This is a genomic window from Streptomyces sp. MUM 203J, assembly GCF_022414595.1.
Lineage (GTDB): Bacteria > Actinomycetota > Actinomycetes > Streptomycetales > Streptomycetaceae > Streptomyces.
On the sequence record NZ_JADWYO010000030.1, the window covers coordinates 53,623 to 67,165 of the forward strand.

General features: G+C 73.4%; 12 protein-coding genes and 1 pseudogene. 11 read left to right on the forward strand and 2 right to left on the reverse strand.

The window, feature by feature from the left end; translation table 11 throughout:
- Positions 1–194 precede the first annotated feature (194 nt).
- The 5 genes from I3F58_RS17040 (at position 195) to I3F58_RS17060 (ending at position 6,860) form a co-directional block, all read left to right on the forward strand.
- Positions 195–611 (forward strand): cupin domain-containing protein, encoded by a 417-nt coding sequence (locus tag I3F58_RS17040; protein WP_240109470.1) that lies wholly within the window; start codon positions 195–197, stop codon positions 609–611.
- A gap of 155 nt (positions 612–766) precedes the next feature.
- Entirely contained in the window at positions 767–1,285 is a 519-nt protein-coding gene (locus tag I3F58_RS17045) for a cobalamin B12-binding domain-containing protein (protein ID WP_240109471.1), read from the forward strand.
- Positions 1,282–2,661: a methylaspartate mutase gene (locus I3F58_RS17050; RefSeq protein WP_240109472.1), complete on the forward strand. Its 1,380-nt coding sequence runs from the start codon at positions 1,282–1,284 to the stop codon at positions 2,659–2,661. The genes I3F58_RS17045 and I3F58_RS17050 overlap by 4 nt, the downstream gene beginning before the upstream one ends.
- Positions 2,662–3,171: 510 nt before the next feature.
- On the forward strand, positions 3,172–5,166 hold the full coding sequence (locus I3F58_RS17055; RefSeq protein WP_240109473.1) for an FAD/NAD(P)-binding protein: 1,995 nt from the start codon (positions 3,172–3,174) through the stop codon (positions 5,164–5,166).
- The gene (locus I3F58_RS17060; RefSeq protein WP_240109474.1) at positions 5,163–6,860 is read left to right on the forward strand and encodes an AMP-binding protein; all 1,698 of its coding nucleotides are present in this window, start codon (positions 5,163–5,165) and stop codon (positions 6,858–6,860) included. Before I3F58_RS17055 ends, I3F58_RS17060 begins: the two co-directional genes overlap by 4 nt.
- A 117-nt stretch (positions 6,861–6,977) precedes the next feature.
- Here I3F58_RS17060 and I3F58_RS17065 read toward each other — a convergent pair whose 3' ends face one another.
- A complete protein-coding gene (locus tag I3F58_RS17065; RefSeq protein ID WP_240109475.1) occupies positions 6,978–7,547 on the reverse strand; it encodes a CGNR zinc finger domain-containing protein in 570 nt (189 codons plus the stop codon).
- 159 nt (positions 7,548–7,706) lie between these two features.
- On the opposite strand from I3F58_RS17065, the gene I3F58_RS17070 reads away from it, so the two are divergent.
- The 4 genes from I3F58_RS17070 (at position 7,707) to I3F58_RS17085 (ending at position 10,924) form a co-directional block, all read left to right on the forward strand.
- Positions 7,707–8,162, forward strand: coding sequence for a VOC family protein (locus tag I3F58_RS17070; RefSeq protein WP_240109476.1), 456 nt, complete (start codon positions 7,707–7,709; stop codon positions 8,160–8,162).
- A gap of 175 nt (positions 8,163–8,337) precedes the next feature.
- Positions 8,338–9,267, forward strand: a complete 930-nt coding sequence (locus I3F58_RS17075; RefSeq protein ID WP_240109477.1) for a pyridoxamine 5'-phosphate oxidase family protein — start codon at positions 8,338–8,340, stop codon at positions 9,265–9,267.
- A 209-nt stretch (positions 9,268–9,476) separates the two neighbouring features.
- On the forward strand, positions 9,477–9,674 hold the full coding sequence (locus I3F58_RS17080; RefSeq protein WP_240109478.1) for a ferredoxin: 198 nt from the start codon (positions 9,477–9,479) through the stop codon (positions 9,672–9,674).
- A complete protein-coding gene (locus I3F58_RS17085) occupies positions 9,671–10,924 on the forward strand; it encodes an NAD(P)/FAD-dependent oxidoreductase (protein ID WP_240109479.1) in 1,254 nt (417 codons plus the stop codon). The genes I3F58_RS17080 and I3F58_RS17085 overlap by 4 nt, the downstream gene beginning before the upstream one ends.
- A 212-nt stretch (positions 10,925–11,136) precedes the next feature.
- Here I3F58_RS17085 and I3F58_RS17090 read toward each other — a convergent pair whose 3' ends face one another.
- Positions 11,137–11,604, reverse strand: a complete 468-nt coding sequence (locus I3F58_RS17090; protein WP_240109480.1) for a cupin domain-containing protein — start codon at positions 11,602–11,604, stop codon at positions 11,137–11,139.
- A gap of 273 nt (positions 11,605–11,877) precedes the next feature.
- Between I3F58_RS17090 and I3F58_RS17095 the strand changes: the two genes are divergently transcribed.
- On the forward strand, positions 11,878–13,014 hold the full coding sequence (locus I3F58_RS17095) for a glycosyltransferase family 4 protein (protein WP_240109481.1): 1,137 nt from the start codon (positions 11,878–11,880) through the stop codon (positions 13,012–13,014).
- Positions 13,015–13,170: 156 nt separating this feature from the next.
- Positions 13,171–13,543, forward strand: a pseudogene (locus I3F58_RS17100) (hypothetical protein); the annotation flags it as partial.

Consider the following 13,543-nt stretch of genomic DNA (forward strand, 5'->3'; position numbering starts at 1 on the left):
CGGCGCCCGGGAAAGCGGAACATTCGCTTTCCCGAGCGCCGCCTTTTCTTTTCGTATTCCATCTGTTCATCACGCCCGACCCCCTCCCATCGGGAAACCCGATACCCGGCATCGAGGTATACGGGGAACAGCGTCTCTCCCTGCCTCATAACCTTGCGAAAGAAAGAAGGAAATTCACCGGGAGAGGCAAATCTGTGTCCGACATCGAGTACATCCCGAACGTGTTCCGCAGCGGGTTCGAGCTGGACGACCTGGAATGGACGTCGTGGGACGAACCCGGCCGGGCCAATGTGGAGCACCACGTGCTGTGGGCACCGGACGAGTCCAGGAACGAGGACTCGGTGGGCCTGCTCCTGCGCTTCCCCCCGGGCGCGCACGGCGACTTCCACGAGCACCTGGGCTTCGAGCTGATGCTCGTCCTGGACGGGGTCCTGGACCACAGCGACGGCATCTCCTACGTCAAGGGCGACCTCGTCGTCGAGGGCCCGGGCACCGAGCACCAGATGTCCAGCCGCACCGGCTGCACCGTGCTCGCCATCCGGACCCGGCCCGCCTCCGCCCGTGACCCCCAGAAGGAGATTCGTCCGGTCGGCGTCACCGCGGCGCCCTGACCGGCCGGGCGGGGCGGCCGTCCATGCCCTGACTCGCCGCCCCGCCCTCCCCCACGCTCCCTTCGCGAGCCCGAGAGACGGATGCGCCGGTCGGCGTTCCGTCCTTTCCGCCATGCCGTCACCCGCGCACCGCGCCGAGCCGAAAGAGCCCAGTCTTGACCACGTACCCCGTCCATGCGCAGCAGAGCCGCCGCCAGGACGCTCCGCAGCAGAGCGCCGAGGGCGCCGTGGAGCGCCGAGGCCGCCGTGTACTCGTCTCAAGCGTCTCCTCCGACTCCCACACCTGGAACCTGGTCTTCCTTCAGCTGCTGCTGGAGGAGATGGGCCACGAGGTCACCAACATCGGTTCGTGCGTGCCCGACGAGCTGCTCATCGAGGAGTGCCGGCGGGTCAGGCCCGAGCTGGTGGTCATCAGCAGCGTCAACGGCCACGGAGCGCTCGACGGGGCCCGGGCCGTGCGCAGGCTGCGGGACCAGCCGGACCTGCGGGACGTGCGGGTCGTCATCGGCGGCAAGCTCGGTGTCACCGGCGCCGGAGCGGGCACCTACGGGCCTGAGTTGCTGTCCGCCGGATTCGACGCGGTCTTCGAGGACGCGGCGGGGGTCGCGGAGTTCCGCCGCTACCTCTCCGAGTCCTCGACGCCCGCCATCGCCGCCGCGTCGGGTGCCCGGTGAACGGCCACGCCCCGGAGTCCCCGGCCGCCGCGGACCCGTCCCACGTCCCGGCGCCGGTCACCCGTCCGGTGACCGTTGCCCGGGCCGACGTGTCGCTCGGCTCGTTCGCGTCGGCCGTCGCCGCCGCCGGGCGGGACGGCGAGCTGGTCGTGCAGCCCCGGATGGGCTTCGCGGACCTGCCCCGTATGCGCGGCGGCCTGGAGGCGGTGAAGCAGGCCCGGGCACGGACCGTCGGCACGCTCACCATCGACAGCTACACCCGGGTCAACGACAACGAGTCGGCCCGCCTCGCGCTGGCCGAGGGCACCGACCTCAACGGCTACCCGATCGTCGCGCACGGCCCCGACACCACCCGGCAGCTGGTGTCCGGGCTGGTCGGCGACCGGTTCGCGGTCCAGGTACGGCACGGCTCCGCCGATCCGGTCGACATCATCCGCGCCCTGCTCGACTCGGGGCTGGACGCGACCGAGGGCGGACCCGTCTCGTACTGCCTCCCCTACAGCAGGAAACCCCTGCCGGAGGCGGTCGACGCCTGGGCCCGCAGCTGCGAGCTCCTCGCCTCCCGGCCCGGCACGCACCTGGAGAGCTTCGGCGGCTGCATGCTCGGCCAGCTCTGCCCGCCCAGCCTGCTCGTCGCCCTCTCCGTCCTGGAGGGGATCTTCTTCAAGCAGTACGGGCTGCGCAGCGTCTCGCTCAGCTACGCCCAGCAGACCCACCGCGGCCAGGACGTGGAGGCGCTGCTGGCACTGCGCACTCTGGCGGCTGAGCACCTGGCGGGGCTCGACTGGCACGTGGTGCTCTACACGTACATGGGCGTGTTCCCGCGCACCACGGGCGGGGCGCTGGAGCTGCTGCGGGACAGCGCGCGGCTGGCGGCGCTCACCGGCACCGAGCGGATGATCGTCAAGACACCGGCCGAGGCGCACCGGATCCCGACCATCCAGGACAACGTGCACGCCCTGGAGGAGGCGGGAGCCGCGCACCGGGCTGCCCGGCAGGACGGCGGACCCGTCCCGCCGGGGAACGAGTTCGGGGTGCTCGACGAGGCGCGGGCGCTGGTCGAGGCGGTCATGGAGCTGAACCCGGACATGGGCCGCGCGCTGGTCGAGGCGTTCCGGCGGGGCGTCCTGGACGTGCCGTACTGCCTGCACGCCGACAACGCGCAGCGTTCCCGGAGCTACATCGACGGGCGCGGCAGCCTCCAGTGGCACGCGACCGGCGCCATGCCGATCCGGGCCGTTCCCGCGCCGGGCCGCGACCGTCTCCGCGCCGACGACCTCCTGGGCATGCTCTCCCACACCCAGGAGGCCTTCGACCGCGCCGCTCTCACCACAGGTGACGGGGAACCGGGAAGAACGGCCGCCCTCTCCTCGTAGCCCGGAGCCACCGGACCCGGCTGGCAGGCCCCGGACTCCGGCTCGTGCCGACAGGGCCTGCTCGCCGGGCGCCGGACCCGGCGAGGGCCGGACTCCGGCCCCCGACCGCCGGAACCCGGCGGGTGCGCCGGACCCGGAACACGCCACCGGACACGGTCGGCGGGTGCGGGCTCGGCTCGCGCCACCGGACCCGGCGGCGGGGAAGCGCCGTCGGCCCGAGCCCGCCGGCCCCCGGTCGGCAGAGACCGGGCTTCGGCCCGTACCCGCCGAAACCCGGCCGGCGCGCACCGGACCCGGAACACACCACGTGAACCCGGCCCGTGCCGCCGGATCCGGCCGGCAGGCGCCGCCGGGCGGGGCCCCTGACCGGACCGCCCGTCGTGACCGTATCCGTCCCACGACTCCGCAGTACCCGTCGGTGCGCCGCCCCCGGAACCGCCCGCGCCGCGCCACCACCGTCCCGCGACCCGATCCTCCTCGGGCGTTCCTCCTCACCACCTAGGACTCCCTGTGCCCGGACACACATCCGCATCGCGTCCCCTCGTCATCGCCATCGTCGGCAGCGGCCCGCGCGGCATCTCGGTTCTGGAGCGGCTCGCCGTGCGGGCGACCGCCGAGGCCGAGGCCGCCGCGGAACGCGGCGCCGAGCCCCGGCCGGTCCGGATCCACCTGATCGACGCGACCGAGGTCGGCGCCGGCCGGGTCTGGCGCACCGACCAGGACGACTGGTTCACCATGAACACCGTCATCAGTCAGGTCACCATGTACTCCGGCGACCCGGACGGCGGCCCGGCCCGCCCCGGCGCCGGTCCCTCCCTCGGCCAGTGGATCGAGGAGCGCGCCCGGGTCGCGGGCGAGGAACCGCTCGGTCCCGACGACTACGCGCCGCGTGTCCGGTACGGCGAGTACCTCGTCGACGTGTACGAGACGATCGTCAGCAGCCTGCCCGCGCATGTCGAGCTGCTCCCGGTGTGCGGCCGGGTGACCACCCTGCGCACCGGCGCCGACAGCGGCTACCTGCTGAGCCTGGACACGGCCCCGCACCTGCTGGAGGCGGACCGAGTCGTACTGGCGACCGGCCACCCGGTCAACGCGCCCGACGACTTCGAGCGCGAGATGCTGGAGTTCTCCGCCCGCACTCCCGGCACGCACTACCTGTGCGGCGACTCGGCGGCCGACATGCCGCTCGGCGAGGACACCGTCCCGGCGGGCGCCGCGGTCGGCATCCGCGGGATCGGGCTCTCCTTCTACGACGTGATGCTGTCGCTGACCGTGGGCCGCGGCGGGACCTTCCACACCCGTGAGGACGGCACCCTGCGATACCGGCCCAGCGGCCGGGAGCCGCACATCGTCGCGGGTTCCCGCAGCGGTCTGCCGATCCCGGCGCGCGGCCGCAACCAGAAGGAGCCGGACTTCAGCCACAAGGCGCAGTTCCTGACGAAGGACGCGCTGGAGCGGGCCCGGGCGGCTCGCCGCGCCGCAGGCGGCACCGGCCAGCTGGACTTCGCACAGGACGTGCTGCCTCTGCTGCTCCAGGAGGTGGACCACGTCTACTACGTGACGCACGTGCGGATATCCCAGGGTCCGGCGGCCGCCGAGGAGTTCGCCGCCCGCCACGCGCGGGCGCTGCGGGCCGGCGAGGACCGGACGGCGCTGCTCGCGGCGGCCGGGCTCGGCAACGTGCCGCCGGTCGACCTCGACGCGCTGGCCCGCCCGTTCGGGGACGACACCTTCGGGTCGCCCGAGGACTTCCGGCGGCGGCTGCTGAAGATCATGGACGAGGACCTGGCGGCGGCCGAACTGGGCACGCTGGACGGCCCGCTGAAGTCCGCGCTGGACGTGCTGCGGGACATCCGCAACGTGGTGCGGCTGGCCGTCGACTTCGGCGGGCTGCTGCCCGAGTCGCACACCGGGTTCTTCCACCGGAGGTTCCTGCCGGTGAACGCGCTGCTGAGCGCCGGTCCTCCGATGTACCGGGTGGAGCAGCTGCGGGCGCTGATCGAGGGCGGCGTGGTGGAGGTGGCCGGCCCCGGGACCCGCTTCGGCACCGACGAGGAGGCCGGCGGCTTCGTGGTGGAGTCGCCGCAGGTGGCCGGATCCCGCAGGACCGTGCAGGCACTGGTCGACGCCCGGATCCCGACGCCGGACCTGTACCGCGACACCTCGCCGCTGTCCCGGCAGCTCCTGGAGGAGGGCCTGGTCCGCACGTACGTGATCGAGGGCCCGGGCGGGAACGGCCTCACCACCGGCGGGCTCGAGGTGACGGACAGCCCGTTCCACGTCGTCGACACGCACGGTGTGCCGCAGCCGGACCTGTACGCGCTGGGCATCCCGACCGAGCACACCCGCTGGTTCACCCAGGTCGGCAGCAGCCGTCCGGGGGTCAGCACCCTGTTCTACCGGGACGCCGACGCTATCGCGCAGGACGCGCTGCGCCCGCTGGACGCCCCGGTGGGCGAGACGGTCGGGGCGGTCGCGGCGGCGGCGCCGGGGGGTGCGGCATGACGGGGCTGTCGCCGACGGAGCAGTTCCGGGCGGCCCGGGACCTCCTGCTGCTGCACCGTACGGATCTGGCGAAGGCGGCGGCCGAGTTCCGCTGGCCGCGCCCGCGGTACTTCAACTGGGCGCTGGACTGGTTCGACGTGGTGGCCGCCGAGCGGCCCGACGCGCCCGCGCTGCGGATCGTCGGGGACGGCGGGCCCGGCACCGACCGGGTGCTGGGCTTCGGGGACCTGGCCCGGCGGTCCGGCCAGGTCGCCAACTGGCTGCTGGACCTGGGGGTGCGGCGCGGCGACCCGGTGCTGCTGATGCTGGGCAACCGGGTGGAGGTGTGGGAGGCCCTGCTCGCCGCCGTCAAGCTGGGCGTCGTCGTCATCCCCACGTACACCACGGCGACCCCGGCGGAGCTGGCGGACCGGCTGCACCGGGGCGGCGTCCGGTACGTGATCGCGGAGGCCGGCCTGGCGGGCCGGTTCGACGAGGTGCGGGGCGGCGGCACGGACGTCCCGCTCTGGACGGGCATCAGCGTCGGCGGCGACGTCGAGGGCTGGCTGCCGTACGAGCTGTCCGCGGGCGCGGCGTGCGACTACCGCCCCGCCGGTCCCACGCCCGCGGACGAACCTCTCTTCCGCTACTTCACGTCGGGGACGACGTCGAAGCCGAAGATGGTGGAGCACACCCACGTCAGCTATCCGGTCGGCCACCTGTCCGGCATGTACTGGAACGGCGTCAAGCCGGGTGACGTGCAGCTGAACATCTCGGCGCCGGGCTGGGCGAAACACTCGTGGAGTTCGTTCTTCGTGCCGTGGAACGCGGAGGCGACGGTCGTCGCGCTGGACGCGGCCCGCTCGGCCCCGGCCGACATCCTGGACGTGCTGCGCAGCCGCGAGGTGACCGCGTTCTGCGCGCCGCCGACGGTGTGGCGGGGCATGGCCGCGCACGGGCTCGGGCCCCGGCCGCCCGCGCTGCGGGAAGCGACGGCGGCCGGTGAGCCGCTGGAGCCCTCGCTGATCGAGCAGGTCGCCCGGGAGTGGGGGGTGCACCTGAGAGACGGCTACGGGCAGACGGAGACGACCGGCCAGATCGGCAACCCGCCCGGCCGCGCCCCCGCGCCCGGCAGCATGGGTTTCCCGCTGCCCGGCCACACGGTCGTGCTCATCGACCCGGAGACCGGCCGGGAGGTGCCGGACGGCTCTCCGGGCGAGCTGTGCCTGGACCTGGCGGATCCGCCGCTGGGCCTGATGAAGGGCTATGTCGGGGACCCGGAGCGTACGGCCAGGGCGCTGACGGGCGGTTACTACCACACGGGTGACCTGGCGGTCCGTTCCGCCGAGGACGGCTCGCTGACCTATCTCGCGCGGGCCGACGACATGTTCAAGGCGTTCGACCACCGGATCTCGCCACGTGAGCTGGAGGACGTGCTGCTGCGGGACGCGGCGGTGGCGGACGCGGCGGTGGTGCCGGTGCCGGATCCGGTCGGGCTGTGGGCGCCGAAGGCGTATGTGGTGCCCGCGGCCGGGCATCCGGGCGGGGAGGCGACCGCGCGGCGGATTCTGGACCGGGTGCGGGTGGAGCTGCCGCCGGAGAAGTGGGTGCGGGTCGTGGAGTTCGTCGCGTCGCTGCCGCGGACGACCTCCGGCAAGGTGCGCCGGGCGGAGCTGCGGGAGCGGGTCGCGGGACACGAGCACCGGGTGGAGTAGTCGTCCGGGGGGCCGCGCCCCCGGACCCCGCTCACTCCTTGCGTGCCGGACGGGCTGCGACGTCGGGGCCCGGGAGTCGGTTTTCGGCCGACTCCCGGGCCCCTTGCCGTGCGTCCCTCAGGAACGGTGTCGCGCGTAGTGCCGCTGGGCTTTCGCCCGGTTGCCGCAGCCGGCCATCGAGCACCAGCGGCGGGTGCCGTTCTTGGACACGTCGTAGAAGTGCAGGATGCAGTCCGGGTTGCCGCAGGCCCGGATGCGGTCCGGGCGTTCCGCGAGGAGCCGCAGGTAGTCCGCGACGGCCGCCCAGCCGGGCAGCCGGCCGGGGGCGTCCACCTCGACCGCGGTGGCCGGGCCGTCCGGCTCCAGCACATGGCGCACCCAGCCGTGCGTGAGGACGGCGTTGACCGCCGTGACGGCCGCCGCGCTGGGCCCGCCGGGACTCGCGACGGCCTCGTCCAGCGCGGCACGGGCCTGGAGGAGCTGGTCCAGCGTGCTCCGGTCGACGGGCACGGTCCGGTCGCCCAGGGCCTCCCGTACCGCCTCCCCGCCCAGCCAGACGGCCAGCCCGTCCACGGAGTCCAGCAGGTCGTGACGGCCCGCGCCGTCGATCCAGCGGGTGTTCAGCAGGTCGATGGCGAGGGGCTCGCCGGTCAGCGGCCTGGGGTCGGCCTCGGGAGGTGGCGACACGGTTCAGGTCCTTCCTGTGCGGCGGGCTGTGCGGCTCTCCACCCACGATAACCGGTCATCCCTTGATCACCGGTTGCCAATCCAGGTTCTAACCGCTAAATTCAGTTTTACCGGTTGCGAGGCGGACTCGCAGCCCCGATCGAAGGCATGTGATTGACGATGAGCAAGGCGAAGAACCTGCAGACCGGTCACGTCGGCCTGAACGTCACCGACATGGACCGCTCGCTGGCCTTCTACCGGGAGGTCTTCGACTTCGAGGTGATCGGTGAGGGCAAGGAGGACGGCCGCCGCTTCGCCTTCCTCGGCCGCGAGGGCAAGCTGCTGGTGACCCTCTGGCAGCAGAGCTCGGGCACCTTCGCCGCGGACCGGCCGGGGCTGCACCACCTGTCCTTCCAGGTGGACACGATCGAGGAGGTCAAGGCCGCGGAGCAGGTGCTGCGCGGACTGGGCGCGGAGTTCGCGTACGACGGTGTCGTGCCGCACGGTGAGGGCGCTGCGTCCGGCGGCATCTTCTTCTCCGACCCCGACGGGACGCGGCTGGAGATCTACGCGCCCTCCGGCGCCGAGGGCGCCGAGGCGCCCACCACCGGTGCGCCCACCTGCGGCTTCTTCTAAGCCGAGGAATCACGCGCGCCGCGCGTACGAGCGGGCGCCCGAGCCTGGGCGCCGGCCGCCGGGCCGGTCCTGCTGTGCCCACCGTTCCGCGGAACGACTGCCCACAGCAGGACCGGGGGCGGCCCCGGTGCGCAACGACCGCAGTCCGTCTGGATGTCCGGAAAGGAAGACAGCCGTGGGCACGTATCACAGCGGTGAGATCGCGGTGCAGGAGCGCGCCGGGCTCGCCGACCAGGCGCGGTTCTCGCTCGGCGGTATCGGTGAGACCGTCCCGCCCGTCGCGCGGGACTTCCTGGCCGAGCAGCCGTTGATCGTGCTGGGCGGCGCCGACGCCGAGGGGCGGATCTGGGCCACCCAGCTGACCGGGGAGCCCGGATTCCTGCGGGTGCCCGACCCGCGCACCCTCCTGATCGACGCGCTCCCCATCCCGGAGGACCCGCTCGCCGGCGTCCTGGACGCGGCGGGCCCGGACGCTCCGGCCCTGATCGGGATGATCGCCATCGAGCCCGCCACCCGGCGCCGCATGCGCATGAACGGCCGCGTCCACCGCGCGGGCGACGCGCTGCGCGTGGATCTCGACCAGGTCATCTCCAACTGCCCCAAGTACCTCCAGAAGCGCGACCACCACCGGGCCGGGCCCGGCCGGGACGGCGGCCCCGGGGGCCGTGCCGTCGAGGCGGCGGGTGCGCTCAGCACCGCCCAGCAGCTGACGGTGAGCACGGCGGACACGTTCTTCGTCGCCACCGCCTCCGACCGCGGCGACGCCGACGCCTCCCACCGCGGCGGCAACCCCGGCTTCGTCCAGGTCGTCTCCCCGACCCTGCTGCGCTGGCCCGACTACATCGGCAACGCCATGTTCCTGACGCTCGGCAACCTGCTGCTCAACCCGGCCGCCGGGCTGTTGTTCCCGGACTGGGAGACCGGCGCGGTGCTGCATCTGTCCGGTACGGCCAGGACCGTGTGGGACGCCGAGGAGGCGGCCCGGGTACCGGGTGCGCAGCGGCTGGTCGAGTTCTCCGTGGAAGCCGTACGGGAGATCTCCGCGGCCTCGCCGCTGCGCTGGACCGACCCCGGATACTCCCGCTTCAACCCGCCGGTCGGCTGACCCCTTCTCCCCTGCGGCCGACCCGCATCCGCCGCCGCCAGGCGGTACGGCGCCACCCGCGGCTCCTCCTCCGCGGGGCCGTACCGCCTGGCGCCCGGCACCCGCCAACCACTCTTCCCGGCCCCGCGCCCGCACGTGTGTCCCCGTGCAGTGCGAGAACCCGCGCACCGCGACGCCGGGCCCGTTCCCCGACCGCAACGGAGCCAGTCATGCAGATCACCGTGGACATGAACCTGTGCGAAAGCCACGGGCAGTGCGTCTTCGCGGCGCCTGAGGTCTTCTCCTTCGACGACGACGACTACCTCGTCCACCGGGGCGAGGCGTCCGACGCGCTGCGCGACAAGGTCGAGAAGGCCGCCGCCGTCTGCCCCGTGCGGGCCATCAGCGTCTCCCCGGACCAGCCATGAGCACGATGCGCGGAAACGGCGCCGCCCTCAACGGCAGCAGGCCCGTGGCCCCTCTGAAGACCGTGGTGGTCGTGGGCGCCTCGCTGGCCGGACTGCGCGCCGCGGAGGCCCTGCGCGCCCGGGGTTTCACCGGAACCCTGACCATCGTCGGCGACGAGCCGCACCTGCCGTACGACCGCCCTCCGCTGTCCAAGCAGGTGCTGACCTCGGACGTACGGCCCGATGTGACCGAACTGCCGCGTCCGGACGGCCTGTCCGCGGACTGGCTGCTCGGCCGTGCCGCGACCGGACTGGACCTGGACACCCGCACGGTCACCCTGCAGGACGGCGCCGGGCTCCCGTACGACGGGCTGGTCATCGCCACCGGTTCGGCCGCGCGCGGCTGGCCGGCGGGCCGGCCGGTACCGCCGGCCGGGGTGGTCACCCTCCGCGGCTGGGACGACGCGCTCACTCTTCGGGCCACCCTGGAGCCGGGGCGGCGGCTGGTGGTAGTCGGCGCCGGGTTCCTCGGCGGCGAGATCGCGGCGGCGGCCCGGGCCCGCGGCCTGGAGGTCACGCTCGTCGAAGCCGCGGCCCAGCCCCTGGAACGGGCCATCGGCTCCGCGGCCGGCGCCTACATCGCCGCGCTGCACCGGGAGGCCGGTATCGATCTCCGTACCGGAACGACGGTCACCGACTTCCACGCCACGTCTGACGGACGGCTGACCGGTGTCCAGCTCTCCGACGGCTCGTCCCTGGCCTCCGACATCGCGGTGCTCGCGCTCGGCGCGGTCCCGTCGACGGACTGGCTGGCCGGTTCCGGCCTGGCCCTGGAGGGCGGGGTGCACTGTGACCCGTATCTGCGCGCGCTGCTGGCCGACGGCTCGGTCGTGCCGAACGTGGTCGCGGCCGGCGACGTCGCGCGGGTCCCGCACCGGCTGGCGGGCGGGGAGCGGCTGGCGCTGGGCCACTGGACCAACGCCGTCGAGCAGGGCACGGCCGCCGCCGCGAACCTGCTGGCCCCTCAGACACCCGCACGGTTCGACGAGGTGCCGTCCTTCTGGTCCGACCTGTACGGCGCCAGGATCCGCTCGGTGGGCCTGCCCGCCACCGCGGACGCGGCGCGGATCGTCGAACACGACCTGCCGGGCCGCCGCCTGGAGGTCAGCTACCACCGGGCGGGGCGGCTCGTCGGCGCGCTGACCATCGGACGCACCGCCCGGCTGGCTTTCTACCGGAGCGCACTCCAGGAATCCGAGTCCGCGGCCTGAGAACAGGCGAGGTTCCAGGAGTGGTGAAGAAGAGCAGGCCCGTACCCTTTCCCCCGGGGTGCGGGCCTGCTTCCGTGTATTCACCTGCCGCACCCTTCCCGCCTCCTTCCCGTCACTCCGATTTCGCCTTCCGCAGAAGAAAAGAGATCCGGCTCCCCTCCGCCGTGCGCCGGGCGGGCGGGGAGCCGGATCGGTCAGCCGACCGCTTCGGGTCAGTTGAAGTCGCAGTGCTGCGGGGCCTCGCGCTCGTAGCGCAGCGGGGTGCCCTCGGGCTTCAGGTAGGTGAGGTGCACCTCAAGGTCCTCGCTGCCCTCGTTGACGCCGTTCAGCGGCATCCAGCCCTGCTTGACGAAGGATGTGCCGGCCGTGAAGACCTCGACGCTGCAGTCGTAGTTCTTGCGGGTGATGGTGCCCTTCTTGACCGTCAGGACCACGATTCCGGGGTGGATGTGCCAGCCGGTGTCGCCGCCGGGCTTGATCGTCAGCGTCTGCTGCACGACGTCCGTCACGTTCTTGACCCGGATGTCGTGCGGCTCGACGAAGTCGCCCTCCGCCAGCGTGGTCAGCGTGGCTCCGTGCGGCGCGCTCGCCGTGGCGACACCGGAGACCCCGCCCAGGGCCGCGGCCAGGGCCACAGTGGTGAGGACCTTGCCTCGACGCGACAGAATGGTGCGCTTCATTTCCCGCTCCCTTGGAATGCATATCCGCCGCTCGGACGCGGCGCTCAACTCCTGCACAGGAATACTAGGAAAGAATTCAGACCGCCCACAAGCGGAAATCCATTGACCAATCCGATAGGGGAATTCGAGAAACGAATACCGGCACAGAACGAGGGGGATCACGGCAGAACGATCAGAACGGTCTTTACGGGCAAGGCGCCTGAGGGAGCGTCAGCCGCCCCCGGTAGGTTGGGACGGTCAAGGGGGAGACCAGAACCGAAGGCGGCCCGCGCTGTGAGCACCACACTCGTCATCACCAACGACTTCCCGCCCCGCCAGGGCGGCATCGAGACCTTCGTCCACGCCATGGTGACCCGCATGCCGGGGGACGTCGTCGTCTACACCTCCCGGGAACCCGGCATGGACGCGTACGACCGGACGCTGCCGTTCCCGGTGATCCGGGACTCCATGCGGAACCTGCTGCCCACGCCCCGGGTGACCCGCCGCGCGATGGAACTGGCCCGGGCGTACGGCTGCGACCGGGCGTGGTTCGGCGCGGCGGCGCCGCTCGCGTACATGGCGCCCGACCTGCGCCGGGCCGGGGTGCGCCGGATGGTGGCGACGACGCACGGCCACGAGATCTGGTGGGCCCGCACCCCGGCCGCCCGGCGCGTGCTGCGACGGATAGGCGACCACGTGGACGTCGTCACCTACCTCGGGGAGTACACCCGGTCGCGGATAGCGCCCGCGCTGGGGCCGCGGGCGCGGATGAGCCGGCTGACCCCGGGCGTCGACGCAGCGGAGTTCCGGCCGGACCGGGCGGCGGAGGGGCGGCGGGCCGTGCGGGAGCGGCACGGGATCGGCGCGGACCGGAAGGTGGTGCTGTGCGCGGCCCGGCTGGTGCCGCGCAAGGGTCAGGACACGCTCATACGGGCGCTGCCCCGCATCCTGCGGGACATACCGGAGGCCGTGCTCCTGGTGGTCGGGCGCGGCCCGGACGAGCAGCGGCTGCGGAAGCTGGCCCGCGAGTGCCCCGGCGGCACGGTCGTGTTCGCGGGCGGCCGGACGCACGCCGAGATGGCGGACTACTACGCGGCGTCCGACGTGTTCGCGATGCCCTGCCGCACCCGTAAGGGCGGCCTGGAGGCGGAGGGTCTCGGCATCGTGTTCCTGGAGGCCGCGGCCAGCGGACTCCCGGTCGTCGTGGGCGACTCGGGCGGTGCCCCCGACGCCGTACGGCACGGCGAGAACGGCCACGTGGTGGACGGCCGTGACGTGACGGCCGTCGCGGGGGCGGTCGTGGCGGCGCTGGAATCACCGGACCTGAGCGCGGAGATGGGCGAGCGGGGACGGAAGTGGGTGGAGGAGAGCTGGTCCTGGGACGCCTCCGTCAAGCACCTGAGCGAACTCCTGAGCCCGTCCGGCACCTGAGAGGGGGCTCCCCCGCGCCCTTCGAGCAGGGCGCCCCCGGCCTCCGCCGTCCATGCCTGCGGGTCACGCCGCCCGCGGGCGGACGCACGGAACGATTCCGGCCTTCTTCGGCGACCCGTCTGGGGCACCCGCCCGCCGTACCGCTAGCATCACGGCATGGTCACAGGCCGGTCACTCTTCGGCGTACGCGCCGTCCGGCGTGCCCGCGCTCTCGCGGGCACGGCGCCGGGCACGGGCGTCCGCCGGTGGTGGCCGCTGCTGATCCTGCTGCTCGCGGTGGCCTGGTCGCACGGGCTCGGCGTCGAGAACGGCACCGCGCATGTGGAGCCGGGCACGGCCACGCCCGGCGTGGTGGCCGCCGCGCACCACGAGGACCCGGGCGGGGAGGGCGCGGGGCACGGGCACCCGCACCAGGAGTCCGCGCACACGGGCGGTACGTGCCTGTCCGGCAAGCCGGAGACCCGGCCCGCGGTGGACGCGCCCTGCCCGGACGGCCAGGCCCCGGCGACCGCCGCGGGCGGCGCGCGGG

Excerpts from the sequence above, each read along its gene's own strand:
- I3F58_RS17060 (WP_240109474.1), top strand. The coding sequence starts at position 5,163 with ATGACGGGGCTGTCGCCGACGGAGCAGTTCCGGGCGGCCCGGGACCTC.
- I3F58_RS17070 (WP_240109476.1), top strand. The coding sequence starts at position 7,707 with ATGAGCAAGGCGAAGAACCTGCAGACCGGTCACGTCGGCCTGAACGTC.
- I3F58_RS17080 (WP_240109478.1), top strand. The coding sequence starts at position 9,477 with ATGCAGATCACCGTGGACATGAACCTGTGCGAAAGCCACGGGCAGTGC.
- I3F58_RS17085 (WP_240109479.1), top strand. The coding sequence starts at position 9,671 with ATGAGCACGATGCGCGGAAACGGCGCCGCCCTCAACGGCAGCAGGCCC.
- I3F58_RS17090 (WP_240109480.1), bottom strand. The coding sequence starts at position 11,604 with ATGAAGCGCACCATTCTGTCGCGTCGAGGCAAGGTCCTCACCACTGTG.